The sequence below is a fragment of the Phyllobacterium sp. genome (genome assembly GCF_037994405.1).
Lineage (GTDB): Bacteria > Pseudomonadota > Alphaproteobacteria > Rhizobiales > Rhizobiaceae > Phyllobacterium.
Genome location: NZ_JBBNAN010000126.1, coordinates 1 through 26,639, shown reverse-complemented (window position 1 = coordinate 26,639; position 26,639 = coordinate 1). Strand labels below are relative to the sequence as shown.

Here is a 26,639-nt window from a genome sequence, read left to right as displayed (position 1 = left end):
ATCAATGATCTGTTCATGCGCGGGACCCTGACCTTCGGCTATATGGAACAGCCGAATATCCCGCGTTCGCTGGCCATTTGCCGGAAACTAGGCTGGAAATTCGACATCATGACCACCTCTTTCTTCCCTTCGCGCCGTTCGCTAGAAAGCCGCAGCGCAGTCGTGCATACCGCATTGGCAGGACAAATTGTTCATCGCCTTGGCCAATAGCGCGAGCGATGCAACGGAATATTTCCAGATTCCCACTGGTCGCGTTGTGGAAATCGGAACACAGATCAACGTGTGATGGCGTTTTCCAAAATGACTATTCAGTTTGATCGATGCTGATGAATGGGCAGCAGGGACCAGCTTGCCACATTGCGTCCAATTGACGAAATTTGCCGATGGCTCTTTCACGGCGAGCGAAGAGTTTTCGCTCAGCTTGATTCCACCGAGATCAATGCACGAGCAAAACCTTTTTCGGCCATCTCGATCGTCCCGTCAGGTAATTTGAGAACCCTGTCGATGGCGAGGCCATAAAGGCGCAGCCGTTCCTCCAGCGCTTCTGCCGCCGCATCGAGATTGCCGGCCTTTGCCTGTCGTAGGGCATTATTCATCACTGCGCCGAGGCTCAAACGGAACTGCAGCAGCATTTCAGCGAAGGCCAGGGGATCCGGAGCATCGAAAACGCCTTGCTCGTCACCTTGTCTTAGAATCTCCGCGAGGGCGGGGGTGACGACGGCCGTTACGGCCTGATCCATGCGGTGGAAAAGGACGATGTTTTCGGGCCGAAAGATGACCTCGAAGGTGTTGCGAATATGCGGGGCATATTCGATCTTCAATCGACGAGACCCGGCGAAGAGGCCATTGAGACGGCTGATCGGATCAAGTGTGGGATCATCCAGAACGGGTTGGAGGTCGGTCATGCTGTCGCGCGCCATCCGCACCGCCAGAGCCTCCAGCAGCGCGGCTTTAGAATCGAAATAATGATAGAATGCGCCTTTGGAAAGCCCGGCTTCGCGAATGATGTCGTTGACAGTCGTGTTGTCATAGCCGCGACTGAAGAACAGACGTTGCGCGCAATCCAAAAGTTCAGCGAACCTGATCTCCGGCGCTTTGATGGTTCGAACCACGAATAGGCTCCTCAATAAACTTGATTGAAATCTTTATCTTCGCAAGTGGACGACGGAAACGGTCTTTCGCTCTCGCATTTCTATTATAGACCGACGGTCGGTCGATTGCTATAGTCGTGCAAACGACATCCGTGCCGGAGATTCAATCATGCGATTATCGCGGTTATCGATTGCCATTGCTGTTGCTTTGGCGATTGCCGCTCTTGGCATCTGGTACATGCAGCGCCCGCACACTGTCACCACAATCATGCCGAAGCGCGGCAGCGTCGCGGAAATTGTCTATGCCAACGGGGTGGTCGAGCCGCGCATTTGGGCAAAGGTGACGGCGCTTGTGCGCGAACGCATTGTCGAGCAATGCGATTGCGAGGGCCAAGCCGTGGAGCAGGGCGCTATTTTGGCCCGTCTCGATACCAGTGAGGCGCAGGCCGCTCTTGTCGAGCTCGAAGCACGTCTGCGCCTCGCCCGCGACGATCATCAGCGCCTGGCCGTACTGGTCGAACGCAACGCCACCAGTCAACAGTCTGTCGATCGGGCCAGCAGCGAGGTGGCGCAGCTTGAAGCGCTGGTCGCCGGACAGAAGGCAAAGCTTGAAAGCTACGTTTTGAGGGCTCCGGCCACCGGAACAGTGTTGCGGCACGATGGAGAGGTTGGTGAGATCGCCGAACCCGGAACCATATTGTTCTGGGTCGGCCAGCCATCGCCGCTTATTGTCGTTGCCGACGTCAACGAGGAAGACATTCCGCGCGTAAAGGTTGGCCAGCGCGCGCTCTTGCGTTCCGACGCGTTCCCGAACCGGAACCTAGAGGCGATTGTCGACAGCATAACGCCGAAGGGCGATCCGGTGACCAAGACCTACCGGGTCCGTTTCAAGCTGCCCGACGACACGCCGCTGATGATCGGCATGTCGACCGACGTCAATATTGTCATTCGCGTCGCTGAAAGTGCGCTGACTGTCCCGTCACTCGCGCTTCGGGGCAATACGATCTATACCGTTGTAAATGGCAAGGCCTTCCGGCACGAACTCGTCACCGGGATTCGTGGCATGAAGGATGTCGAAGTCCTTTCCGGTTTGGTGGCCGATGCTCGCATCATCTCTCCATTTCCGGAGGATATGGCTGATGGTGCCCGCGTGACGTCTGCAAAGGAGTAAGAAACGTGCGGCTTATTCTCGATCTCGCCGTCACGCACATTGCCGGTCGCGGCCGGCAAACTCTCGTCGCAATTATCGGCGTTGCCGTGGGCGTTGGCTTTTCGATTGCCATGGCTGCACTGATGCAAGGGGGTCAGGATGATTTTGTAGAACAGCTCATCAACACCATGCCGCATGTCCAGATCACCGATGAGCACCGCACGCCGCCGCGTCAGCCGGCGGAAGAGGTTTTCGATACCGTTGCCATTTCCGGGCTCCGTCCCCGGGATGATCGGCGGGGCATCATCAATCCCACAGCGGCCCTGACGTGGCTCAACGGCTGGGTTCCCGGGCGGCTGGCACAAAGCCTCAAGACACAAGGGGTAATTCGTTATTCTAGCCGCGACATCGGCGCATCGATCATCGGAGTCGATCCCGAAATCGAGCAGGGCGTATCCCCGATCGTCGATGATTTCAGGGCGGGCAGCTTCGCGGGCCTCAGGGCCGGCGGAAACAATATCATTATCGGTGACACGATGGCGGGACGTCTCGGGGCAGGGCTTGGCGATACAATCACGGCCGTGTCATCGAACGGGCAGTCCCGCAACTTCCAGATCGTCGGGCTCTTTCATACCGGGACCACTGCACGCGACGAAGGCGAGGCCTATGTTCTTCTCAAAAACGCACAGATCCTGAGCGAGCGGGCAAATGCCATTAACGAAATTTGGATCAAGCTTGATGATCCCAATACTGCTCCAACGGTTGCTCACCGCGCCGAAGCCGAACTCGGATACAAGGCCGTCGCCTGGCAGGAAGCAAACGAGGCGATCCTCGAGGCGCTCGTCATACGCAATATCATCATGTATACGGTGGTCGCTGCCATCATGCTCGTTGCCGGCTTTGGCATTTTCAACATCATCTCCACCATAACCCACGAAAAGGCGCGCGATATCGCCATTTTGAAATCACTGGGATTTCGGGAACATGATATGCGGCGGCTGTTCCTGATCGAGGGTGTTGCCATCGGCGCCGCGGGTTCTGCCATCGGATGGCTCTTGGGATTCCTCCTCGTCTACGCGCTGGCGCAGGTGCGATTCGAGCTCGCCGCCACCGGGCGTGAAATGACCAGATTGCCAATAGCCTGGAGCATTCTCCATTATCTTCTGGCAGCGGGCTTCGCCCTCGCTTCGGCTGCCGTTGCCGGTTATCTGCCTGCGCGCCGCGCTGCCAAGCTCAATCCGGTCGACATTATCCGAGGGGCGACATGACAGTACTCATTGAAGCGGAAAACCTCACGCGCATCCTGCCGGAGACCGTGCCTGTGACCCTGGTCAAAGATGTATCTCTGTCCATAGGTGAAAAGGAATTCGTTGCAGTCACTGGGCCATCCGGTTCAGGCAAATCCTCGCTGCTCTATTTGCTCGGGCTGCTTGACCATCCAACGAACGGCACCCTGAAAATCGATGGAAATGATACCGGACCGATGAATGAGACAGAGCGGGCCCGAACGCGCCTTGCCATGCTCGGTTTCGTCTTCCAGTTTCACTTTCTCCTGCCTGAGTTTACGGTCCGCGACAATGTCGAAATACCGATGCGCAAGCTGGGAAGACTATCGCGACCCCAGATGCGAGTGCGGGCCACTGAACTGCTTGAATCCTTGGGGTTGGAAGGACATCTCGACAAATTGCCGGAGCAGCTGTCCGGCGGTCAACGGCAACGCGTTGCCGTGGCGCGATCCCTTGCCAATGATCCGCCGATTGTCCTCGCGGATGAACCGACCGGCAGTCTCGACACGAAAAACTCCGATCAGGTCTTTCACATCCTTGAAACGCTTGTGCGCGAGCGCGGCAAGACCGTCATCGCCGTAACCCATGACGTCGAAATGGCCGCACGCATGGATCGACAAATCCATCTCGTTGATGGAAGCATCGAAAAGTCATAACCGATCGCAGCTCCGATCAGCATCATTGGAACATTTGAGCAGCAGAATGAACTTGGCCGCATGTGCCCGCATTGCCAATGCTATGCTTGCCATTCGCAATACAGCGATCTTGGGTGATGCTGGCAAGGCTTGTGCATCTCCAAAAAGTTTGGTGCTTGGGACAAGAGGACCGAATAGCATGCCCGAGATGGCGGGCGTGGGGTGATCCATTCGCAACTCAAGCGCTGCTCATCGTCGGAAGCAACTCCAATGATTGAAGGTGTGCTGCGCCATTGCACTGACAGGAGATTCAAGGTTAGTACGTGGACAGTCATGGTGCCGTTGGCTTTGCCTTCAGCTATCTTCTCGAGTTTGAGCTCGCACCACATTTCAAGGCCATCGCGCGGCCGAAACTGGTGTTGCCGATACCAAACAGCGGCACCGGACCGCCTCGTCAACGGGACAAGCACATTACCGCAATCGCAAGCGACGGTCGGCTGAAATGGCAGGCGGCCACCGGTTATGGCAAACGTGCGCTGATCGAAACCGTCATCGGGCGATACAAGGGGCTGATCGGATCGCGCCAGCGGGCCTGCTCGTTCCCCGGACGCTCTCGCGTCAGATGGTGGTTGGGTCTTGCTGGCTCAGTCGAAACGCCGCTGCCCGGCGGTGGCCCTCCATGCCCTCTGTGCGACTTTGCCGTACCGATGGGGGAGCGACTGCGGCGACACCGCGCTCGTCGAGCCATTGGTGGGTGCACACCTTGACATAGGAACCCACCCAAAGACCTCCGGTGTAGCGTCCTGCGGCCATAGTCGGAAGCGTGTGGTTCGTTCCGCAGCACTTGTCAGAGTATACAACGCTTGCAAGTTTCCCGATGAAGAGAGAGCCATAGTTGCGCAGTTTACCGGCTGTGGAATGGGGATCGCGTGTGTGAACCTCTAGGTGTTCCGCCGCGATATGGTCGGAATACTGGATCATGGCGCTTTCATCAGCGCAAACCGTTATCTCACCATAGTCTCGCCAGGCGACGCCGGCGACGTCGGCCGTGGGTAACGTTTCAAGTTGGCGTTCGACCTCCTTCAGAGTTGCCTCGGCCAGTTTTTGATCGGTTGTGATCAGACCGACGCGGGTCCTGACATCGTGCTCGGCTTGCGCCAGAAGATCGGTGGCGATCATCTCCGCGTCGCCAGTTTCGTCGGCGACGACGAAAATTTCGCTGGGTCCGGCCAATTGGTCGATCCCCACCTGACCGAAAACTTGTCGCTTTGCCTCATTGACATAGGCGTTGCCTGGCCCGACGATCTTGTCGACGGCGGGAATGGTTTCAGTACCGGATGCCATAGCAGCAATGGCTTGCGCGCCGCCCACCTTGAAAATCCTGTCAGCACCCGACAAATGGCAGCCGGCAATCATGGCCGGATGGGCATTGGGCGGCAGGCAGGCAATGACCTGATCGCAGCCCGCGACCTTTGCCGGCACGATGGTCATGACGGGAGCAGACAGGATCGGATATCGGCCTCCAGGCACGTAGGCTCCAACAACCTCGATCGGAATGATCCGATGCCCAAGGTGCAGTCCCGGAAGGGCGTCGAATTCGAGGGGAAGTATGGTTCGGAGTTGCGCTTCGGCGAACGCCTTGACCCGCTCAATGGCAAACTCCGTGTCTTTCCGGGTCTGAGGGTCGAGGTTGGCAACCGCTTCCAGGCGATCCGCAAGGGCCACTTCGAAAGCTTCAATATCCACTCTGTCATAGGTGCGTGAGTATTCTCGTACTGCAGCGTCTCCTTGTGCGCGCACATTTGCAATGATGTCCTTCACGGTGGCCTCGATTGCGGCCGAGTCCGATACCGAGAGTAGGTTTGGCTGCTTGAGATGCTTGATTTTGTCATCGAGTTTGTTGAAGCGGTTTGCCATTTGAATCTCTGGGTTGCTTGCGGCGCGAGGAATGTCATCACAATCGTGCACCTTCGGATTGACTGCAATTGCTCCTGTGACCTCTGTTCAGTATATTCACCAACGGTGAGGGTCTTTCTGCACATCCTGCGGCTATTGTTTCGAAGAGGGCACACAAAACTGGGGAAGGATCCCATGCCAAAGATTGGCGTCAAATTGAGGGAGATGCGGCGCAGGCGCGATTTAGGCGTCCGTGAGCTGGCGGCACGGTCCGGCATCTCACATTCCACTATTTCCTTGATAGAACGAGACAAGATGAGTCCGTCAATCGACACGTTGAGTGCGGTGCTGGACGCTCTGGGAACGACGCTGCCGGGGTTTTTCAGCGATCTTCAGTCGAGCCTGCCGTACACGCCGTTTTATGGAGCAGAGGATTTGGTGGAGATTGGCAAGGTTGAAACAATCTCCTACCGCGTCATTGGCCTCAACCATCCCAACAGGCAACTTCTTATGCTGCACGAAACCTACGCGGTCGGTGCTGATACCGGGCAAGCATTCGCCCATGCCGCGCAGGAGGCGGGAATGGTGATAAGCGGAGCAGTCGAAGTGACGGTCGGGGGGCAGAAAAAGATCCTGAAAAAGGGCGAAGGGTACTATTTCGACAGCCGGCTACCCCATCGCTTCCGCAATGTCGGCGAGGAGAGAAGCGAGATCTTGAGCGCGATAACTCCACCGACATATTGACTGGATGGGGTTCGATACGGTGATTTTAATCACCGCTTTGCTTAATCGGGCTTTCAATCAAGTCAAACTGTGATTTGTTAGCCTTTGTCATAGAAAAATAAGGGGAATGACAATGAAAATTCTGAACGCAGCGTTGATTGCATGCGCGCTGGCCACCATCGGGGCCGCGGCGGCTGAAGCACGCGATCTGACGGTCGTGTCCTGGGGCGGCAACTACCAGGACGCCCAACGTAAGATCTACTTCGAACCCTTTGCAAAGCAGACCGGAAAGCCAGTGCTGGATGAAAGCTGGGATGGCGGGTACGGCGTCCTTCAAGCCAAAGTGAAAGCGGGCATTCCAAACTGGGATGCGGTCCAGGTTGAGGCCGAGGAACTTGCGCTTGGCTGCGCGGACGGCATTTACGAAAAGGTCGACTGGGACAAGCTTGGAGGCAAGTCCAAGTTCTTGCCGGCCGCCGTAAGCGACTGTGGCGTCGGCGCGATCGTTTGGTCGACCGGAATTTCCTACGATGGCGACAAGCTCAAACAAACACCAACCTCATGGGCCGACTTTTGGGACACGAAGAAGATTCCGGGCAAGCGCGGTCTGCGCAAAGGCGCGAAATACGCGCTTGAATTCGCCTTGATGGCGGACGGCGTAGCCGCCGATGAAGTCTACTCAGTTCTTGCCACCCCGGAAGGCGTCGACAGGGCCTTCAAGAAACTCGATGAGCTGAAGCCGAACATTGTCTGGTGGGAGGCCGGAGCACAGCCGCTTCAACTGCTCTCTTCAGGAGAGGTGGTCATGACTACTGCTTATAACGGACGCATCAGCGGTTTGAACAGGTCCGAAGGCAAGCACTTCGGCTTTGTGTTTCCCGGCAGCATTTACGCGATCGACAGTTGGGTGGTCCTGAAGGGCAGTCCGAACAAGGACGCGGCGATGGATTTCATCGCTTATGCCAGCAAGGCGGACAACCAGTCCAAATTGCCGGAGTACATCGCCTACGGACTACCTAACACCGAGGCAGGCAAGCTCGTGCCTGCAAAATTCCAGACAGAGCTTCCGACTTCGCCGGAAAATCTGAAGGGAGCGATTACCCTCGATGTCGATTTCTGGACCGACAATTCCGAGGCTCTGACGCAGCGTTTCAATGCTTGGCTCGCGCAGTGAAGTTGTTCTGCAAGGGCGCTGAGACATCGGCGCCTTTGCATTCGCCGCCGTGAGGGACAGGTTCGTGGTTTGTCGGAGCCGTCGCCGTGGCGCATTGTTTCCTGAGAGCTGAGGTGATCGACATTGAGTAATCCATTCATCCGCTTGGAGGAAGTCAGCAAATCCTTCGGCCTCCTCACCGTTGTCGAGGGACTGAATCTTGAGATCGGCAAGGGGGAGTTCATCAGCCTGCTTGGCCCATCCGGTTCGGGCAAGACGACGATACTCATGATGCTTGCAGGTTTCGAGAATCCGACAAGCGGCGCAATCTGGGCAGGCGGCAAACGAATTGACAGTTTGCCACCGCACAGACGCAACATGGGTGTCGTTTTCCAGAATTATGCGCTCTTTCCGCACATGACAGTGTCCGAGAACGTGGCCTTCCCCTTGAAAATGCGCGGCCGCCCGGGTGCGGAGGTGACCGAGCGTGTGGGAAAAGCGCTCGATATGGTACAGCTTGGTTCACTTGCCGAACGACGTCCGTCACAACTCTCGGGCGGTCAGCAGCAGCGGGTTGCCTTAGCGCGTGCCCTGATCTTCGAGCCCGAAGTGGTCTTGATGGACGAGCCGCTCGGTGCGCTGGACAAGCAACTGCGCGAACAAATGCAATTGGATATCAGGGACTTGCATCGGCGGCTCGAGCTGACGATCGTCTTTGTGACACACGACCAGTCGGAGGCGCTGACAATGTCGGATCGTATCGCGATCTTTAACCGCGGAAAAATCGAACAGATCGGCAAGCCCTCGGACATCTACGACCATCCGAGCACGCAATTCGTCGCGGAGTTTATCGGTGAGACAAATCTGGTCCGCGGTTCTGTACAAAGCATCGAAGGTGGCACTGCCCGTGTCCAGTTGCCCGGCGGTCAGGAGGTCTTTATCGAAACGGCAACGGACCTCCGTCCACACGGCAGTGTTTGCCTGTCGATAAGGCCCGAGCGGATCAAGGTGGGAGGACGGGAAGTCGCGGGCAATAAGATAACCGCTGCCATCTCCGACGTGGTCTATCACGGGGATCATTTGCGGCTGGTTGCGAGAAGTGACAGCCAGGCGCTTGTCGTCAAGACGGACCGCAGCCAACCGACGCTCTCAATTGGTGAAGAGGTGCAACTTTCGTTCTTGCCGTCCGATTGCTGGGTGGTCCGCCCATGAGTCCGACAGGGCTTCGCAAGCAGCTGATTTCCTTGGTGCTGGTCGGGCCTCTGTTGCTGTTTCTTATTTTCTTTTTCGCGTTTCCGCTCGTCACGATGATGAAGTCCGCGGTGTCCGATCCCGTGGCGGCGCGCGCACTTCCCGCCACCGCCCGCGCGGTTTCGAGCTGGGATCGCGTCAGCCCTCCAACCGATGAAATGAAGGCTGCCTTTGTTACCGACATACGCCAGATTAATGACGATCAATTGTTTGGGGATCTTGTGCGCCGATTAAACAGCGCAAAATCCGGCTTTCGAACGTTGATGACGAAAACTCGCACGACGCTTTCGGAAGGCACTGGAAGCATCGATCTCGTGGTGGTGGACAAGCGATGGGGTGACCCTTCCTATTGGCAGGCGGTCAGCGTGGCAACATCGTCGACCATTACGGACCGCAACCTTCTGGCAGCAGTTGACCTGCAACGGGACACGTCCAACGCAATCGCCGCGCTTCCTGCCGATGTTTCGGCGAACAAAGCCATCATGCTTCGGACGTTTGTGATGGCTTTGACGGTGACGGTGGCGTGCGTCTTGATCGGTCTGCCCTTTGCCATGATCGCTGCCTCGGTCGATGGCTGGAAGCGGCAGTTGTTGCTGGGCGCGGTGCTTTTGCCGCTCTGGACGTCACTCCTGGTGCGAACCGCGGCATGGTTCATTCTGTTGCAGGACAGAGGCCTGATCAATTCAGTCTTGATGCAATTGGGCGTGACGTCCGGACCCGTGCCGTTGATCTTCAACCGAGCCGGCGTCATCATCGCGATGACCCATGTCCTGCTTCCCTTCATGGTGCTTCCCATCTTCAGCGTGCTGATCGGCATCCCCAATAATCTGATGCCGGCGGCGGCGTCGTTGGGAGCTCATCCCGTCCGGGCATTCTTGAATGTCTTACTGCCGCTCGCACTGCGCGGCGTCGTCTCCGGTTCGCTTCTGGTGTTCATGAGCGCCCTCGGTTACTACATCACGCCCGCGCTGATCGGCGGTGCGAAAGATCAGATGATCAGTTCGGTTATCGCCTACTACGCCACCGGGGCGGCCAACTGGGGCATGGCAGGGGCACTTGGACTGGTTCTGCTGGCGGCCACAATGATCCTCTATGCGATATATCTCAGGCTTTCGTCAGAACGGGAGGCGCGTCCGTGAACGTGCTGCGTTTTTCCAAACTCGTCTTCGGCTCCGCCACCGTTTTCTTTCTGATCGCACCGCTGATCGCCATCCTGCCGCTCGCCTTTACCGACAGCGTGTTCCTCAACTACCCCATTCCGGGGTATTCGACACGGTGGTTCGAAGAGCTGTTCACCGCCAGCGTATGGCAACGGTCGATCGTCAACAGCCTCATCATCGGGTGCGGCACCACCTTGCTGGCGACGATCCTGGGGACGGTTGGTGCTCTCGGACTTCGCGACAGGCAGCTTTCGCCGGTACTAACGACCATTAAGACGATTTTTCTCCTGCCAATGGTGGTGCCGGCAGTGGTGCTGGGCGTCGGCATGCAGCTGATGTTTGCGCGATACGGTCTGACCAACACCTATCTCGGGGTGATTATCGCCCACACCGTGGTGGCCGTGCCCTTTGTCGTCGTCAACGTCCTGGCCGTCTTGCAAGGGATCGATCGCCGGCTGGAGCAGGCGGCAGCCAGCCTCGGCGCAGCGCCCGTTACGGTGCTGAAACAAGTCACCTTGCCGCTGGCGCTCCCCGGCATCGTGTCCGGAGCCGTTTTTGCCTTTGCGACGTCATTGGACGAAGTCGTGCTAACGCTGTTCGTGGCGGGCCCCAACCAGCGGACGCTCGCCCGGCAGATGTTTTCGACCATACGGGAAAACATCAGTCCCGCGATCGCCGCCGCGGCCTTCGTTTTCATTGTCGGCACGGTTTTGATTGCAGTCGTCTTGAATCTCTCACAAAGGACCAAGGCCGCCAAAATATAGCTGCCGGCAGTGTGGGAAAGCGCCTGGATTGATTGATCGGCGCAAAGGGGATTCTTAAACCACAGCGATGAACCTTCGTTCTATGGTCGAGCGAAACGCTTGCGGTGGCAATGGATCGCGCGATCGCCCATCTATCTCGGTCCGGGGAGTGGAAGGAACCGTGGGGTAACGAATAGGCCGTAAACCCATGCCGTCCTTTGAATGGAGCAGGCAGTGGATGGGCAAAGCAGTGACATGACAGTGCGGTTGGAGGCGACCGACGCGGACGGGAGGGTTGTGTGCACCTCGGAGATCGTATCGAGAGCCAATCCGACAAACGCCGGCGAAGATCAGCTATCATCGTATTTTCAAAGGAAGGTTTATCAGCAGGTCGGGTGTTTGAACAAAAAGTAAATGAAGCCGCCGCTGTATCTCCCGTCTACCTATACGCTTTCAGGGGTGATAATCTCGAAAGGAACGATACGCTGTATAACTGTCGAGCTATTGCGATGGTCCAGGACTGTTATCATCGTTGCGATTAATTCATTCGATGTCTGATCAAGAGGATGGCACAGAGCGGCTGTGATCAGCCCCTCTGATAGTCCTTTGCGAGTTTCCGGACCAATGTCGCGACAGATAATCCGAACCATTTTCCGCTTCTCCTCTGGCGCTTCTCGCACCGCTCGCAGCACGCCGGAGATTCCGCCTCCAACGATATATATGCCGCGAAGATCATCCAGCTGTGAGAGAAGTTCGGTAACTATTCGGTAGGCCTCTTTTGGTTCTTCATGAGTCGGCCGGCTATCGTCAATCTGGAGATGCGGTGCGTGCTCTCGCATATACGACCGGAAGCTTGATCTGATCATCGGGGTAGGCACTCGCTTTCAGGATTTTACGACGGGCAGTTGGACACTCTTCCGCAATGAGTCACGTCGGATCGCCTCGATTAATCTCGCCGGCTATGGATGCATAAATCGGCTCCAGATTGAATGTGGCGGGGCCGAGTTCAATTACATGTACAAGGATTGCAACATCGAGGTGCAGCCTGAGATCGACTTCGTCGCCCATGCTGCGGCAATGGGCGCTCATGCCGAGAAGGTAGATTCGATCACTTAGCTAGAGATGCGGATCGTCGAAGCTCGGGACCGTAATATTCCCAGCGTGATCGTGATTGGTACCGACGCCGTTCCCGGCACAGGAGTGGGCGGCCACTGGTGGGATGTCGCAGTTCCGCAAGCCGGCGGTCCGGAGCGGCTTGAACGCGCGCGCGCACACTACAATCGGAACGCCGCCAATCAGCGAACGTTCGATTGAGGGAGGGGTAAAATGACCGATCTTCTACCGTCACTTTACGCGATAATGAGATTGGTACCCGCATCTACAATGTATTGTTGACTGCTTCGAGAAGGGCCCAAACGGATGTTGTCAGGAATGAAACAGATTTTCCGCCATGAACTTTACGAAGGCCTGTATTTTAGGAGACAGGTGTCGACTGGACGGCCACAGGATGCGGAATTCGCCGACATCCTCGATGTGCTTGTCGAGAACCGCTACGAGCCTTCCATCAGCGATCTGCCTGCCGATAGTGAACAGCGGCAAACAGGCCAGTCCAAGTCCTTCCTCGGCCATGCTGATTAGCGGCTCAAGTGTGCTGGCCATCGATGACACAGGCAAATCCAATTTCCCTTTGCTTGGGTCGTAATCCAGCGGCCACCGTTCGAGTTTCCCGGATGAGGGGTACTTGTGATGGAGGCATATGTGGGCGGACAGGTCTTGCGGCTTTTCCGGCATTCCGAAGCGGGTGAAGTAGTCTTTCAATCCTACGATACGGTGAGAGAACTTGCCCAAGGTCCGCATCATCAAGCGGCTGCCGGTAACTTCGCCGGTGCGTACCACGGCGTCAAAACCCTCTTCGATCACATCGACCAGACGATCGGTGAAATCCAGGTCTATCGTGACCTTCGGGAACGAACGCATGAACTTGGTGATCGTCGGCATGAAAAGCATCCCGGCGGCAGCTTTCAAGGAACATAATTCCCTCTGCCGTGATCGCGATGCTGCGCGTGTTGCGGTGAAACAACCGCACACTGAGCCCTTTCTCCAACCGGGCCATTGTTTTGCCAACGGCCGATGAAGAGACGCTGAGAGCTTCGCCCGCCCTCACGAAGCTGCGTGTTTCCGCTGCGATCATGAACACACTCAACGCACCGATATTGTCCACGGGGTAAACTCCAGCGGACGTCAATGTCCGTGATCAGCGGAGCCGTAGCCCATTTTTTCAACCCGTGTCGCGGACAATTCATACCTGAAGCCACCCTGATCATCGTGAACGTCATCCATGCCCATCCAGGCAAGCAGGAGGAAGCGTTCAAAATCATCCAAGATGTCGTGCACTATGTTGCGCAACGGAAGGCAGGATTTCTTTGGAGCAATCTATCAAAAAGCACCCACGGCATGCACCTTTTTGGCGAAACAGGGAACAGTCTGGCTCGCAATCACGTTCTCCACCCGCAACAACAGGGTGAAGAAATGCAGCAGGATTACAGGGAGTTTGCCAAGGAGCTTGGGCTGGAACTGGTTGATCCTGACGCATTCACCCTGAAACGCGAACCATATCGAGACAGATTTCGCTATATTCGAACGAATGGCCGGCCGCTCTCCAAGAAACACACCGAACGCATGATCGCGCTCGTCATTCCGCCTGCCTGGACTGACGTATTTTGTTGCGACAATGAAGCCGGACATATTCAGGCCGTAGGTAAGGATGATCTCGGACGGCGGCAGTATATTTACCATTCAAAGTGGGAAGCCGTGCGCAACAACATGAAAACGCATCGCCTATTGGCCTTCGGCAAGGCGCTTCCCCGCATTCGCAAGCGCATTCTTCGCGATATGCAGCGCCCGCCCACGTCGCGTCGTCCTCTTGCCGCGCTCGCGGTCAAACTGATCGACCAGAAGGCTTTCCGTGCAGGGCATGAGAAATATGCCAAGGATGGTGGTCGCGGCATCGCATCGCTGAAGAGCAGCGATCTTATGATTGACGGCAACGTCGCCAATTTCGTCTTTGCTGGCAAGTCAAAGAAAAAGAACGAGATAACGGTCAGCGACCGATCCGCCGTGAAGCGGTTGAAAACACTGAAGAGACGCGGAAGACTATTCCAATACAAGGTCGAACGCCGGTGGTGCAGCTTGCGAGCGGACGAGTTGAACGATTATCTACGGGAGATATCGGGGTCGAAAGTCAGCGCCAAAGACTTCCGGACTTTCCACGGTTCGGCGCGTGCGCTCGCGTTTCTCGCTGAGATCGATGCCAGGACCGACGCCGCCAGAAAGCGGGCCATTGCGGCGGCCATGCGCCATGTCAGCGAGTTCCTGCGCAACACGCCTGCAGTCACGCGCTCAAGCTATGTCCACCCGCTCGTGACCGATTGCTTCAATGCTGGCGAACTCGATGGTTCACTGCTGAGGGCACCGCATCGCAAGGGCCTCAGTGCTCCCGAGACCGGTCTTATGCGGCTACTCGAAAGAGCCATTGCATAGCCAATTTCATCGACACAAATGCCCTGCAAACAGCATTGGAGTTGCTTCAGCGCAATAGCGATTGTGTTACGGTCAATAAAAAGGCGCGCCGTAAACTGGCGGACTTATCTTTCCACGAGGCCATTTATCCTTGCAGCTCTTTTGTCCAACTATTGAATGATGTTCGAAGGGGGTTGTCACCTTGTTTGAAGTGCCGGCGCGTAAAGGCTCATTCTGACTTTCAGACGAGCTGGCCACTGACGGAATTCCATTCGACCATTGCTTGCCGTCTGTGATCGCGGATCTGATTGGCGGGAAGGTTTTGTGTGATCTGGAACAACGAGATTACGGACGGCAGAAAACAGCGAAACGAAGTGTTGTAAGTAACGGAAATTGCCGAAGCATGTGCCCAGTTGGAAGACCTTTCCAAAAGCGGATACGGCCAACCCTTCAGCTTTCGACCGAAACGTTCAGCCCGACCTTTACTCGGTCCATGGCGACAAATGTCCGGAAGCGTTTGACGTTGTTGTTGCCAAAGAAGAGCCGCCGGGTCAGTGCCTCATAGTCGGCCATCGTCGGAACGACGATAACAAGGATGAAATCAGCTTCGCCCGTCACATAATAGCATTGCTGGATTTCCGGCGCGGCCGCGAATGCCCTCTTTGCCTCCTCAATCTGCTCGGCCGTTTCACTGATCACCTCCACCTCCACGAAGATGGTAACGGACTGGCCAACGGCTATGGGATCAACAATGGCCACGTTCGCCTGGATCACGCCCTCATCCGTCATCCGCTTGATCCGCCGCTGTACGGCAGGCGCCGACAGGTTGACGCTTTCACCGATCGTTCGCTGCGGCGTGGTGTTGTCCCGCTGAAGGACGGCGAGGATCTTGCGGTCGAAAGCATCGAGTTGCGGTGGCTGAATGCGTTTGCTCAAGTCGAGCCTCCAGTGAAACAAACTTGCAAATCTGCATCCAAATTTCAGCGCCAATTTCGCCTCGGTTGCAATATCGTTCAATCCGCCAAACGAACGAGGCGATCATGTTTCTGCCCAACACGCATCCCGACTACAAGAAACCACTCGATCCGGTCGATGCTGAAACACTCGGTATCGCCGCGGCCAACGAGGTCGAGCGCTTTCTCACGCACCGCGACAACCACGCCGAGACGCCACTCGTGGCGCTGTCTGGACTGGCGGCGCAGATTAGGGTTGGCGCGATCCACATCAAGGACGAAGGTCATCGTCTTGGCCTGGGAAGTTTCAAGGCATTGGGTGGCGCCTACGCCGTGATCCAACTGCTTCTTGAAGAAGCGAGCGATAAACTTGGACGTAAGGTCGATATCTCCGAACTGCATTCACCGGACCTCAAGGCGATCGCGCGCACCATGACGGTTGCCTGCGCAACGGACGGCAACCACGGCCGCTCGGTTGCTCAAGGTGCCCAACTCGTCGGCGCCAAGGCGGCGATCTTCGTTCACGCCGGCGTCAGCGACGAGCGCGTCGCCGCCATTGCGCGGTTTGGAGCGGAAATGATCCGCGTTGATGGCTCTTACGACGAATCCGTCCGCGAAGCTTCGCGTGTTGCTGAAGAAAAGGGCTGGACGATCGTTTCGGACACGTCCTGGCCGGGATATGAGCGGATCCCGGGTCTGGTCATGCAGGGTTATACGGCCCTTGTTCGCGAGTCCTTGCGGCGAATGCAGGAACCGCCTACCCACGTGTTCATTCAGTCGGGCGTTGGTGGAATTGCTGCGGCTGTGGCAGGTCATTTGGCAATTGAGCTTGGCGCCAACCGCCCGATCTTCGTGGTCGTTGACCCGGCGCGTGCGGCCTGCATCTTCGAGACGGCCAGCGCTGGACATCCAGTTACGATTGCCCATGGCGAGCCGACCGTCATGGCGATGCTCGAATGTTATGCGCCTTCGCTGGTGGCCTGGCGCATTCTGTCGCGTGCTGCCGACGCCTTCATGACCGTCGATGAAGACGACGCGGTCTCGGTCATGCGGCAGCTTGCGAAACCGGTTGCCGATGACCCGGCCATCGTCGCTGGCGAAAGCGGCGGAGTTGGTCTCGCGGGACTGATGAAGGCGGTTTGCGATCCTGAGATCAAGGCCGCACTGCATATCAATGCGCACTCGCGCATCTTCCTCGTGAACACGGAAGGCGCGACCGATCCATTCAAATACGAAGAGATCGTTGGGGTTCCGCCGGCAGCAATTGCAGCGAAGAACAAGATGGGAGCCGAAGCATGAGCAATCACTCGATCAACGCGGCGCGTCTGCTCGCACGCCTACGCTCACTTGGCGCGATCGGGCGCGATGGGGAAGGAAGGCTCGTCCGCCTCGCTGCCTCCGACACGGACAAACTCGGCCGCGACCAGCTCGTTGCCTGGCTCACGGATGCCGGGCTTCAAGTTGCCATTGACCGGATCGGCAATATCTTCGGGATATGGGCCCCTGAAGGTGCGAGCGACGACCAACCGCTCATGCTCGGCTCACACATCGACACCGTGATCGACGCGGGCATCTACGACGGATGCTATGGTGTGCTTTCCGGCCTGGAGGTGATCGAGACGCTGAAGTGTGAGGGGTATAGCCCATCACGACCGGTCGTCGTCGCCGCCTTCACCAATGAGGAGGGTGTCCGCTACGCGCCCGACATGATGGGATCGCTGGTCTATGCAGGCGGGCTCAACGTCGACGAGGCACTCGCGACCGTCGGTACGGATGACACAGTGCTCGGCGATGAACTGAGGCGCATCGGTTATGCAGGCACGCATGAGCCCGGCTTCCTGAAGCCACATGCTTACATCGAACTGCATATTGAGCAGGGTCCGGTTCTGGAGCGGGAGGGTATTCCCGTCGGTGCCGTGCAGAACCTGCAGGGCATTTCCTGGCAGAAGGTGAACATTGATGGCGACGCCAATCACGCGGGCACCACGCCGATATCGATGCGCCGGGATGCTGGCCATGCTGCGGCTCGGGTCATTACCTTCCTGCGTGACCGGGCGAAGGCGTCGAACACGCCTACCGTGGCGACGGTCGGCTGCATGATCTTCGAGCCGAATGCGATCAACGTCATCCCCTCGCGCGCCGCCTTCACCGTGGACCTTCGCGATCCGGACGAAAACCGTCTCAAGGAGGAGGCGGCACTCGCGGCGTTTCTCGAGAAGCTGACCGCTGAAGAGAAGGTCGGCGTGTCAGTCGAGCGGCTGGCCCGCTTCGAGCCGGTGCAATTTGATCAGAGGATCGTGGAATTGGTGGAGAACGCGGCGCGGGATCGCGGACCGGCTTCCAAGCGAGCGGGGCACGACGCGCAAATGATCGCGCGGGTCGCGCCGACCGCGATGATCTTCGTGCCGAGTATCGGCGGCAGCCACAATCCACGCGAGCACACGCCGGACGCCGACCTCGTCGCGGGCGCCAACATCCTGCTCGACGTCGTCACCCGCCTCGCGGCCCAATAGGGAGAAACCCATGACCATGGATCTGGACGCTCTCGAACGGGAAATGACCGCCTGGCGGCGTGATCTGCACGCCCATCCGGAGTTCGGCTTCGAGGAGAAGCGCACGAGCACCTTCGTCGCCGCCAAACTGCGGGAGTTCGGCCTCGACGAGGTCGCCGAGGGCGTGGGCGGCACGGGCGTCGTCGGCACACTCAAACGCGGCAGCGGCAACCGGGCCATAGCGCTGCGTGCCGACATGGACGCCCTGCGCATCCCCGAACAGGGAACGCAGGACTACCGTTCACAGAACCTGGGCACGATGCACGCCTGCGGCCATGACGGCCACACCACCATGCTGCTCGGGGCCGCCAAGCTCCTTGCCGAGGAAGGCGGCTTCGACGGAACCGTGCGCTTCGTCTTCCAGCCCGCTGAGGAATGGGGCAAGGGCGCGCTCGCCATGCTGGCCGACGGCCTGATGGAGCGGTTCCCCTTCGAGGAGATCTATTTCTTGCACAACATGCCGGGCCTTCCGGTCGGGCACTTCCAGACGCGCGTAGGGCCGATCATGTCGGCGGAGGACAACTTTGAGATCATCCTAAAAGGTGTCGGCGGGCATGCTGCTCGGCCGCACTGGGGCAACGAGGTGCTCGTCGCCGCCTGTGCGACGGTAATGAACCTCCAGACGATCGTGTCGCGCCGCCTGAGCCCGACCGACATCGGTGTTGTATCGGTGACGGAATTGATCACCGATGGCACGCGCAACGCACTCCCGGGACTTGCCCGCATCCTTGGCGATGCCCGCAGCTTCCGGCCGGAGATCAGCGCGGAGATCGAGAAGCAGATGCGCATCATCGCTGAGGGCACGGCCCGAGCCTACAATGTCGCCACCGAGGTGATCTACACGCGCGAGTTCGTGCCGCTCTTGAATGATACCGCCCTGGTGGACGAGGCCTTTGCGGCCGCTCGGACAGTGTTTGAGCCTGAACACGTCTCGACCGCTCACGAGCCGATGACAGGCTCGGAGGATTTCGCCCGCTTCCTGGAGCATGTGCCCGGCTGCTTCGTGTTCGTCGGGAATGGCAAGCATTCCGCGCCCCTGCACAACCCGTCCTACGACTTCAACGATGAAGGGCTGCTCTACGGAGCGCGCTTCCATGCCGCTATTATCCGACAGCGTTTGCCGTCGATGTGATCGCCACAGGGCCAGCACATCTTTATTCTCACTCTTTCTCCATTGGGGTCCAAATCATGATGGCCGCGATCAGCGTAGGATGTCTGATAGCTTTTCTGGCTTTTTCTCGCCCAACGTCAGATCGAGGCCGGAAAGCAAATCTTCGATATGGCGTTTCATGAGTTCGGACGCATCTTGCGCGTCGTGCTTTTGAATTGCGTCCACAAGGGCATGGTGAGCGTGGCTTTCGCAGGTGGTGTCGCGACGTCGCCAGTAGAGCGCGATGATTAGCGACGACCGCGACAGGAGATCCCTTACGATACCGGTAAGAATTGATTGTCCGGCGATTTCCGCGATGCCGATATGGAATTGCGCCGACAGCATGATGGCGTCGCTGTCATTTCCGACATGCAGAGCCTCATGTTCCCTATGAAGATGCAGCCGCAACTGCTTTATTTCGGCAGGCTTCGCCACCGCGGCGGCGAGGGCGGCAAGCTTGGGTTCAATTAGTGCGCGTGCCTCGAAAACTTCGCGCGCTTCCTGTTTGTTGGGCTGGGCGACAAATGCGCCCCGGTTCGGTTCGAGCCGCGCTAGGCGATCGTGCGACAACGCCTGCAATGCTGCTCTTATGACGGCACGACTGACCGAATAGATCGAGGCGAGCTCGTCTTCGGGAAGCTTGGTTCCCGGCGCCAGCCGATGGCTGACGATGGCTTCGCGCAAGCCTGCATAGACAGGATACCAACGCATCGCCGGCTTGTTTGTCGCATCGTGAGTTGTTGGTCCAAACATATTCATTCTCGTTGTCCATAGACGGATCGTTTAATCCGATGAGCACAAATACCGCGCCGGTGCGCTGACATCGACCCCCGCGGCGGTGAATTGTCAACCATATGTAGCCAACCAGCCTGCGCGGAGACGATGCTCGCATGTCGTTGCGGGGTTTCACAGCCGATCAGCTTGGCGAGAACGGCGCAAAGATCCCGGTGAATGATTTTCGGCGGGGAGTTTGATATCCGCCTAGTTTGGAAGTCGTCAGGCCGAGCCTGACCAGGCTCTCGCAAAGCTGCACTGCGCAGGCGACGCCGTCGAGCACTGGGAGGCTATGCTCGCGGCCGAGCGCGGCGGCGAGGTCGGCCATGCCCGCGCATCCGAGCACGATCGCTTCGGCCCCGTCGTCGCGGATCGCGCTTTCGATCTCTTCGGAAATCCGGGAGCGGGCGTTCGACCCCGGCACTTCCAGTTCCAGAACCGGAACGTCGCTCGCCCGCACCCTGGCGCAGCGGCTGGCGAGTCCGTAGCGCACCAGATTATGCTCGATCGCCGGAACGGAGCGCGACAAAGTTGTCACGACGCTAAACTTGCCAGCGATCAGGCTCGCCATGTGAAATGCCGCTTCGCCGATTCCGACAACAGGCATGTCGCCAACACAGCGTGCGGCGTCGAGTCCGGTATCGTCGAAGCAGGCGATAACGCAGGCGCTTGCCGCCGGATGTTTCTGCATCGCGCCAATCATGCCCGGAATGGCGAAGACCTCGTCGAAATAGCCTTCAATGCTCGGTGGGCCATCCTTGGGATTGACGGCGATAATCCTGGTACCGGAGGACGCGGCGCTGCGTGCGGCTTCGCCGATCTTCCTGGTCATGGAGGCGGTCGTATTCGGGTTGATGACAAGAATGTCCATTTGAATCTGTGCCATTAGGTTTCGCCGCCGAGATAAAGGCTCTTGACCCGGTCGTCGCCGAGCATTTCCGCGGAGTTGCCGGCGAGCGTTACCTTTCCAGTCGTGAGCACATATGCGCGCTGCGAGATTCGCAGCGCCATCCGCGAATTCTGCTCAACCAGGAGGACGCTGACCTTTTCGTCCCGATTGATCGCAACGATCGAGCGGGCGATATCCTGGACGAGCTTTGGCGCGACGCCGAGCGAGGGTTCATCGAGCAGCAATAGCCTCGGTTTTGCCATCAGCGCCCGTCCGATCACCAGCATCTGCTGCTCGCCGCCGCTCATCGTGCCGGCCGTCTGGGAATAGCGTTCCTTGAGGCGTGGAAAGCGCCCGAGCACCATCTCCAGCGTGCGTGCAATATCTGCCTTGTCGGTGCGGGTGAAGGCACCCATCAGCAGATTGTCGCGAACGGTCATGTAGGAGAAGACGCGCCGTGCCTCCGGCACCATGGCGATGCCCATCCTCACCAGTTTGTCCGGACGGGTTCCGTCGATACGGTGGCCCTGAAAATGGATTTCGCCGCTGCGAACTTTCCTTAATCCGGTGATGGCACGGAGGATCGAGGACTTTCCCGCGCCGTTGGCTCCGATCAGGGCGACTGTCTCGCCTTCGTTTACCACGACCGACACGCCCTTCAGCGCATAGACGTGATCATAGTAGAGTTCGATATTGGCGACTTTCAGCAGCTCAGTCATGGCTAATATCCGATCGTCTCATCTTCGACGCCGAGGTAAGCCTCGATGACTTTTTCGTTCTCCTGGATTTCCTTCGGCACCCCTTCGGCGATCTTCTGACCAAAGTTCAAGACGACGATCCGATCGGAGATATCCATCACGGCGCGCATATCATGTTCGACCAGCAGTACTGTTACACCGCGCTCGCGCACGCCACGGACCATTTGGACGGCCTTGACGGTTTCATCATGGTTCATCCCGGCAAACGGTTCATCGAGCAGAAGGATGGACGGGTTGGTCGCCAGTCCGATGGCGATTCCGAGCGCACGTAGATGGCCGTGCGGCAGCGTGCTGGCGATTTCATTTCTCTGGCCGCCAAGCCCGAGAACGTCGAGGATCTCGTCCGCTGAGCGACCGAATTCCTGTTCATCGCGCCGCGCCGCCTGTGTGCCGAGATAGAAACCGGCGAGGGTGGCGCTGGAACGAAGGTGATGCGCGGTGATGACATTGTCGCGGACAGTCATGCTCTTGAAGATGGTTGTTTCCTGGAATGTCCTGACGACGCCCTTTCTGGCGACGACGTGCGGTGCCAATCCGGAAATCCGCTCTCCCCGAAAAAGTACCTCGCCTGAGGTGGGATTGAGAAACGAACAAATCAGCTTGAACAGCGTCGACTTGCCCGCGCCGTTGGGACCGATCACCGAAAGGATTTCCCGTTCGCGAACGTCGAAGGACACGTCGTTGACCGCAACAAGCCCGCCGAAGCGCTTGGTCATGGCCTTGATTTGCAGCAGTTCGGTCATGGCTCTAGCGTTCCTTCCTGCCAAACAGGCGTAGGCTGAGCAGGCCATTGGGAAGGAACAGCATCAGCGCGATCAGCACCGCCGAAAAGATCAGCAATTGGAACTCGCCGGTCGCGAACAGGAAATCCCATCCGAAATAGAGCACGAATGTCCCGATCATGGGTCCAAAGACATAACCCAATCCGCCGAGGAAACAATTCAGCATGAAATTGACCGAGTCGCTCACCGTGAAGCTCGACGGATAAATCGACTGGGAAATCGCGACGAACATTGCGCCGCCCAGCCCGCCCAGAAATGAGGAGACGGCGTAGGCGATGACGCGTAGATAGGCGATGTTGACGCCGATCGAGGAGGCGAGTTCTTCGTTCTGCTGGAGCGACTGGCAGAGCTTACCGATGCGCGAATGGACCAAACGGTAGAGCCCGGCAAAGCACAACACCATCAGAACCACGGCGATGAGGTAGAAGGTGCGGCGGGGATTGGACAGCGTCGCGAAATCCGGGAGGAGCGTCAGTCCGAAGATGGAGATTCCTCCGGGCGGGGGAATGCTCACCATTCCCTTTGCCCCGTTGGTGATCGGCAGCGCCAGCGCTAGCAGCCGCGCCACCTCCGTAAGCACCAGCGTGACCATGGCGAAATAGACGCCGCGAAGCCTAAGGATGGGAAGGCCGATCAAGATACTCGCAAATGCGCAGAAAAGTCCGGCGAGCGGCAGGGTTAGCCAGAACGAAACGCCATAGTGGACGACCAGGATCGCCGAAACATAGCCCCCCATCAACGCATAGGCACCCTGACCGATGTTGATGCGCCCGATATAGAAGGTTAGCCATACGCCGGCACTGGCGATGCTGAGAAGCGCTACAGAAGTCAGCGTGTAATAGAGATCGTGCCGCCCGGTGGCTTCGATCAGCCAGGGCACGCCGGCCAGCACGACCAGCAGGAAGGCGAGGACGGCAAGGATGTTGGCTGTGCGTGACATGATCATCATCCCCACGGCTTGCCCATGAGCCCATTCGGACGGATGCTGAGAAAAACCATCAGCAAAGCGAAGATGACGAGATAGGTGACGTCGCCATATTGGCGCAGCACCGTCAGGCCCACGGACTCCATCATGCCGAGGATGAAGCCGCCGGCGATTGCGCCCCCGACGACGCCTGCACCGCCGATCATCACCATCATGAAGGCCTTGATCGAGATCGGCCCGCCGATGCCAGAATTGACCCCGGTGATGGCGACCAGAAGCCCGCCAACAATACCAGCGAGCATCGCGCCGAGAGCGAAGCCGATCATCGAGTAGCGGTCGACCGGAACACCCATCAGCTCGGCCGCGACCCTGTCTTGCGCCAGGGCGCGCATGGCGCGGCCGGGTTTGCTGTACTGCATGAACAGAACGAAGGCGGCGATGAAAGCGATAGCGAGCGCGCCCACCAGCAGCCGGTCGTAGGGCATTATTAGACGGTCCGAAACGAACACGCCGTTGATGATCTTCGGCACTCCGCGTTGCTTTTCTCCGAATAACAGGAGGATGACGGCGTCGAGAAAGAAGGCGATCGCCGCAGCAAGCAGCATTGTGCTTTCTTCCCGCACGCTGCGCCTGATGACGGTTCGGAAGAGCAGCTTCTCGATCAGCGCGCCGGCGACCAGTAACGTTACTCCCGAGGCAGCGAGCGCCACGACGAAGGGCATGCCGAGTTGACCATAAACGGTGTAGGTGACGAACCCGCCGAGGACGTACATTTGCCCGTGGGCGAAGTTCAGCACGTTCATCAGGGCGAAGATCAGTGTCAGGCCAAGGGCAATGAGGGCGTATTGCGCGCCAAGATAAAGTCCGTTGATGATGACTTGTTCCATCAGGATGGCTTCCGGCCGTTCAGAGGTTCAAAAGGCGTGCTTGAACCTCTGTGGCATTGCGCTTCGGGCGTCGTTTTAATCGACCTGGGCCACGAACAGCGTTTCGAACTTGCCGTCACGATATTCCGTGACCACCATCGGAACTGAAAGTTGGCGCTTCTGGCCGAACGATGTCATCCCAACATAGGACAGCTTGGCATCGTTCTTCACGAACGGATTGGGTGCCGAGAAGGTGTTCATCGTCTTCTTGAACTCCTCCACATTGTCGATCGCCGCGGGATTGGCCTTCAGCGTCTCGATGATGTATTCAAGCGCGTAGACCTTGGTGTTGGACTCGTCATTGTATTCGCCGAACATCTTGGTGTAGCGTTCGACGAACTCCTTCATTGCGTCCGAGGCGATTTCCGGTGTCGATGCGCCGCCCACGGAGATGAAGCCGTTCGCAAGTTCGCCCGCGCCTTCTTCCAGCACCTTCGCGTCCTGCGCCGTTTCGGTCGATATCAGGCCTTCGTAGCCGAGTTCTCGCGCTGCGCGGATCAGCAGCGGCGCATTGCCGGGCGCGACGCCTGAAAGCACCAGAAGGTCCGGCTTCAACTGGACGATGGGCGTCAGTACCGGGGTAAAATCGCGGGTGTCGTTCTGGTAGGTATCCTTGTCGGCCACGACCTCAAGGCCGAGCGCCTTAGCGGCGGCCACGCCGCCGTCGCGCTGGCTGAGAGGGTCGGACTCATTGGCGGCGACGAAAGCAACCTTCTTCACCCCCTTCTTTTCCATTAGATATTTGTAGATCGCCGGAGCCGACTGGTAGCTGGCGATCATGCCGAGCACGGCGTTGGAAGCCGGGGCGACGTAGAGTTCCTTGGGAAACGAGTAAGGAAAATAGATGATGCCCTTGGATTCGGCTACCGGACGTACCGCTGCCGCGCCATCGTCGACATTCGGCCCGACAACATAGTGGATGCCTTCCTGGGCCATCTTCTCCATGCCGGCGATCGCCCGCTTCGGATCCTTCTGATCGTCAAAGGTGATTATCTTGACGTCGTAGGTTTGATCGCCGATCTTGACGCCGCCGCTCTCGTTGATCCAGGCGGCGCGTGTCTGCATCGAGCGGACATTGGATGTCCCCCAAGCTGCGGCCGGGCCGCTCGTCACGCCGACGAAGCCGATCTTGAGTTCCTTGTTGGCGGCATGCGCGGTGAATGTGCCGCCTGCCGTGATCGCCAGCGCGGAAACAGCTCCAAACACTGCCGATAACATTATTGAACGTCTGTTGATCATTGTTCTTCCCCTTTGGAGGCCGCGCATTGTTGCGACAGAACCCGATCGATACGCGGACTTCAGTGAGTGAAGTCCCGGATAGACTCAATGTCAACAAAACTTTCATGGATTGTTGACAATTTGTTAGGAACGCTCATCCGGCGAAGATTGTACCACTTCCACATCATGCAGAGATTCCGAACGCCGCCCTAATAGCGCGCGACGTCGCGACATCTTTTTTGGATTGCTGCCAAAGGGCGCGGCCCAGCAGCAAATCGTGTCTAACTACCTCGGTGCGGGCTTTTCCGCACGCAAATCCGGCGGCTTTAGACTTGATGGGTGGCTTCCAATGATCTGCACTTCGATGGGAATCCAGCACCGTTCGGTCAAGTCGGCAAGGATGTCATCAAACAGAAGGCCGATTGGTGGCAGGCGAACCATGAGGTTCATGGTGGCACGGTCGAAGGTCCATATGTCAAATGGCGCCCAGTTCGTGTTGCGTTTCACTTTCGACGTGACACCGAAGGCAACCCGCGAGCGCGCCTTGAAAGCGATCCGGGCCCTTCCCAATTCGCCTTGCTGCCGTACGTTCTTGTCGTCCTGCACAATGCCTGCAGAAAAACGGTACGCCCCTACTGGACAACATAACTTCATACGCCGCAGAATAGATGACACAATAACGCAAGAGGAATTATTGCAAATGCCTGATATATCTTCAGAAATTGCCCAGATCGATCAGCGGATCGCGGCCGTACGGGAGGACCTTCGTGGGTTGATCGAACGAGCCGCCGCGTCTCACGGGGCAGCAGACGAGGAGCGGACATCACAACGCATTGCCGATCAGCAAGAACTACTTGATACTTTGACGAAGCAACGTGCAGAACTCATCCAAACAAACACGTAGTCGCGTGTTTCATATTAATTCCAAGACCGAGAGCTCTGGTTCGTGAGGCTATCCGCCGGCGATCGATTATGAGATCACGACCCTCCGCTTGCGGCCCAATTGCCTAACGGCTCACACGGCAGGCGTATTACCGCCACCGAGCGTCGGTAAAATGTCTTCGTAGATGGCCTGTATTTCAGCGGCCTCGTCGTCGGTAAGACC

The 26,639-nt window shown here is 57.9% G+C and carries 24 protein-coding genes and 6 pseudogenes; 17 read left to right on the top strand and 13 right to left on the bottom strand.

The features are described 5' to 3' along the window. A pseudogene (gene trkD, locus AAAC48_RS07850) lies at positions 1-286 on the top strand (potassium transporter Kup); the annotation flags it as partial. A 130-nt stretch (positions 287-416) separates the two neighbouring features. On the opposite strand, the gene AAAC48_RS07845 reads toward trkD, so the two are convergent. Further along, positions 417-1,112: a TetR/AcrR family transcriptional regulator gene (locus AAAC48_RS07845; protein WP_340653647.1), complete on the bottom strand. Its 696-nt coding sequence runs from the start codon at positions 1,110-1,112 to the stop codon at positions 417-419. Between the two features lie 148 nt (positions 1,113-1,260). On the opposite strand from AAAC48_RS07845, the gene AAAC48_RS07840 reads away from it, so the two are divergent. The 5 genes and pseudogenes from AAAC48_RS07840 to AAAC48_RS07820 all read left to right on the top strand — a co-directional run. Further along, a complete protein-coding gene (locus AAAC48_RS07840) occupies positions 1,261-2,262 on the top strand; it encodes an efflux RND transporter periplasmic adaptor subunit (RefSeq protein WP_340653646.1) in 1,002 nt (333 codons plus the stop codon). Positions 2,263-2,267: 5 nt separating this feature from the next. Further along, entirely contained in the window at positions 2,268-3,509 is a 1,242-nt protein-coding gene (locus AAAC48_RS07835; RefSeq protein ID WP_340653645.1) for an ABC transporter permease, read from the top strand. Further along, positions 3,506-4,183: an ABC transporter ATP-binding protein gene (locus tag AAAC48_RS07830; RefSeq protein ID WP_340653644.1), complete on the top strand. Its 678-nt coding sequence runs from the start codon at positions 3,506-3,508 to the stop codon at positions 4,181-4,183. Before AAAC48_RS07835 ends, AAAC48_RS07830 begins: the two co-directional genes overlap by 4 nt. A gap of 58 nt (positions 4,184-4,241) precedes the next feature. Beyond that, positions 4,242-4,548 (top strand): annotated as a pseudogene (locus AAAC48_RS07825) (Tn3 family transposase); the annotation flags it as partial. A 69-nt stretch (positions 4,549-4,617) separates the two neighbouring features. After that, a pseudogene (locus AAAC48_RS07820) lies at positions 4,618-4,764 on the top strand (IS5/IS1182 family transposase); the annotation flags it as partial. A 16-nt stretch (positions 4,765-4,780) separates the two neighbouring features. On the opposite strand, the gene hisD reads toward AAAC48_RS07820, so the two are convergent. Further along, positions 4,781-6,079, bottom strand: a complete 1,299-nt coding sequence (hisD, locus tag AAAC48_RS07815) for a histidinol dehydrogenase (protein ID WP_340653643.1) — start codon at positions 6,077-6,079, stop codon at positions 4,781-4,783. Positions 6,080-6,253: 174 nt separating this feature from the next. Here hisD and AAAC48_RS07810 point away from each other — a divergent pair, with 174 nt between their 5' ends. The 5 genes from AAAC48_RS07810 (at position 6,254) to AAAC48_RS07790 (ending at position 11,109) form a co-directional block, all read left to right on the top strand. Beyond that, complete coding sequence (locus AAAC48_RS07810) at positions 6,254-6,802, top strand: cupin domain-containing protein (RefSeq protein WP_340653642.1); 549 nt, start codon at positions 6,254-6,256, stop codon at positions 6,800-6,802. Positions 6,803-6,914: 112 nt separating this feature from the next. Continuing rightward, complete coding sequence (locus AAAC48_RS07805; RefSeq protein WP_340653641.1) at positions 6,915-7,955, top strand: ABC transporter substrate-binding protein; 1,041 nt, start codon at positions 6,915-6,917, stop codon at positions 7,953-7,955. A 123-nt stretch (positions 7,956-8,078) separates the two neighbouring features. Continuing rightward, complete coding sequence (locus AAAC48_RS07800) at positions 8,079-9,146, top strand: ABC transporter ATP-binding protein (protein ID WP_340653640.1); 1,068 nt, start codon at positions 8,079-8,081, stop codon at positions 9,144-9,146. Continuing rightward, positions 9,143-10,324: an ABC transporter permease gene (locus tag AAAC48_RS07795; protein ID WP_340653639.1), complete on the top strand. Its 1,182-nt coding sequence runs from the start codon at positions 9,143-9,145 to the stop codon at positions 10,322-10,324. Before AAAC48_RS07800 ends, AAAC48_RS07795 begins: the two co-directional genes overlap by 4 nt. Beyond that, the gene (locus tag AAAC48_RS07790) at positions 10,321-11,109 is read left to right on the top strand and encodes an ABC transporter permease (RefSeq protein WP_340653638.1); all 789 of its coding nucleotides are present in this window, start codon (positions 10,321-10,323) and stop codon (positions 11,107-11,109) included. The genes AAAC48_RS07795 and AAAC48_RS07790 overlap by 4 nt, the downstream gene beginning before the upstream one ends. Positions 11,110-11,531: 422 nt before the next feature. On the opposite strand, the pseudogene AAAC48_RS07785 reads toward AAAC48_RS07790, so the two are convergent. Next, positions 11,532-11,945 (bottom strand): annotated as a pseudogene (locus AAAC48_RS07785) (LacI family transcriptional regulator); the annotation flags it as partial. A 100-nt stretch (positions 11,946-12,045) separates the two neighbouring features. On the opposite strand from AAAC48_RS07785, the pseudogene AAAC48_RS07780 reads away from it, so the two are divergent. Beyond that, a pseudogene (locus tag AAAC48_RS07780) lies at positions 12,046-12,402 on the top strand (thiamine pyrophosphate-dependent enzyme); the annotation flags it as partial. A 111-nt stretch (positions 12,403-12,513) separates the two neighbouring features. On the opposite strand, the pseudogene AAAC48_RS07775 reads toward AAAC48_RS07780, so the two are convergent. Continuing rightward, positions 12,514-13,309, bottom strand: a pseudogene (locus tag AAAC48_RS07775) (LysR family transcriptional regulator). A gap of 23 nt (positions 13,310-13,332) precedes the next feature. Here AAAC48_RS07775 and AAAC48_RS07770 point away from each other — a divergent pair. Continuing rightward, positions 13,333-14,628, top strand: a complete 1,296-nt coding sequence (locus AAAC48_RS07770) for a DNA topoisomerase IB (RefSeq protein ID WP_340653637.1) — start codon at positions 13,333-13,335, stop codon at positions 14,626-14,628. A 429-nt stretch (positions 14,629-15,057) separates the two neighbouring features. Here the strand turns inward: AAAC48_RS07770 and AAAC48_RS07765 are convergent, their stop codons facing one another. Further along, positions 15,058-15,543, bottom strand: coding sequence for an Lrp/AsnC family transcriptional regulator (locus AAAC48_RS07765; RefSeq protein WP_340653636.1), 486 nt, complete (start codon positions 15,541-15,543; stop codon positions 15,058-15,060). A gap of 104 nt (positions 15,544-15,647) precedes the next feature. Here AAAC48_RS07765 and AAAC48_RS07760 point away from each other — a divergent pair, with 104 nt between their 5' ends. From AAAC48_RS07760 to AAAC48_RS07750, 3 genes are read left to right on the top strand one after another with little or no spacing between them, the layout of a single operon-like run. Beyond that, entirely contained in the window at positions 15,648-16,859 is a 1,212-nt protein-coding gene (locus tag AAAC48_RS07760; protein WP_340653635.1) for a diaminopropionate ammonia-lyase, read from the top strand. Further along, positions 16,856-18,073: a Zn-dependent hydrolase gene (locus tag AAAC48_RS07755; RefSeq protein ID WP_340653634.1), complete on the top strand. Its 1,218-nt coding sequence runs from the start codon at positions 16,856-16,858 to the stop codon at positions 18,071-18,073. Before AAAC48_RS07760 ends, AAAC48_RS07755 begins: the two co-directional genes overlap by 4 nt. Before the next feature lie 10 nt (positions 18,074-18,083). Beyond that, positions 18,084-19,244 (top strand): M20 aminoacylase family protein, encoded by a 1,161-nt coding sequence (locus AAAC48_RS07750; protein WP_340653633.1) that lies wholly within the window; start codon positions 18,084-18,086, stop codon positions 19,242-19,244. 69 nt (positions 19,245-19,313) lie between these two features. Here AAAC48_RS07750 and AAAC48_RS07745 read toward each other — a convergent pair whose 3' ends face one another. The 8 genes from AAAC48_RS07745 to AAAC48_RS07710 all read right to left on the bottom strand — a co-directional run bounded on the left by AAAC48_RS07745 (position 19,314) and on the right by AAAC48_RS07710 (position 26,140). Then, the gene (locus tag AAAC48_RS07745) at positions 19,314-20,015 is read right to left on the bottom strand and encodes a GntR family transcriptional regulator (RefSeq protein ID WP_340653632.1); all 702 of its coding nucleotides are present in this window, start codon (positions 20,013-20,015) and stop codon (positions 19,314-19,316) included. Positions 20,016-20,178: 163 nt separating this feature from the next. After that, complete coding sequence (locus tag AAAC48_RS07740; RefSeq protein ID WP_340653648.1) at positions 20,179-20,907, bottom strand: aspartate/glutamate racemase family protein; 729 nt, start codon at positions 20,905-20,907, stop codon at positions 20,179-20,181. Between the two features lie 14 nt (positions 20,908-20,921). Beyond that, a complete protein-coding gene (locus AAAC48_RS07735) occupies positions 20,922-21,644 on the bottom strand; it encodes an ABC transporter ATP-binding protein (protein WP_340653631.1) in 723 nt (240 codons plus the stop codon). Positions 21,645-21,646: 2 nt separating this feature from the next. Further along, positions 21,647-22,426: an ABC transporter ATP-binding protein gene (locus AAAC48_RS07730; protein ID WP_340653630.1), complete on the bottom strand. Its 780-nt coding sequence runs from the start codon at positions 22,424-22,426 to the stop codon at positions 21,647-21,649. A gap of 4 nt (positions 22,427-22,430) precedes the next feature. Beyond that, on the bottom strand, positions 22,431-23,405 hold the full coding sequence (locus AAAC48_RS07725) for a branched-chain amino acid ABC transporter permease (RefSeq protein WP_340653629.1): 975 nt from the start codon (positions 23,403-23,405) through the stop codon (positions 22,431-22,433). 5 nt (positions 23,406-23,410) lie between these two features. Next, positions 23,411-24,277, bottom strand: coding sequence for a branched-chain amino acid ABC transporter permease (locus AAAC48_RS07720; protein WP_340653628.1), 867 nt, complete (start codon positions 24,275-24,277; stop codon positions 23,411-23,413). 75 nt (positions 24,278-24,352) lie between these two features. Then, positions 24,353-25,555, bottom strand: coding sequence for an ABC transporter substrate-binding protein (locus AAAC48_RS07715; protein WP_340653627.1), 1,203 nt, complete (start codon positions 25,553-25,555; stop codon positions 24,353-24,355). A gap of 264 nt (positions 25,556-25,819) precedes the next feature. Then, positions 25,820-26,140 (bottom strand): hypothetical protein, encoded by a 321-nt coding sequence (locus AAAC48_RS07710; protein WP_340653626.1) that lies wholly within the window; start codon positions 26,138-26,140, stop codon positions 25,820-25,822. A 94-nt stretch (positions 26,141-26,234) separates the two neighbouring features. On the opposite strand from AAAC48_RS07710, the gene AAAC48_RS07705 reads away from it, so the two are divergent. After that, the gene (locus tag AAAC48_RS07705) at positions 26,235-26,438 is read left to right on the top strand and encodes a hypothetical protein (RefSeq protein WP_340653625.1); all 204 of its coding nucleotides are present in this window, start codon (positions 26,235-26,237) and stop codon (positions 26,436-26,438) included. Positions 26,439-26,639: the final 201 nt, after the last annotated feature.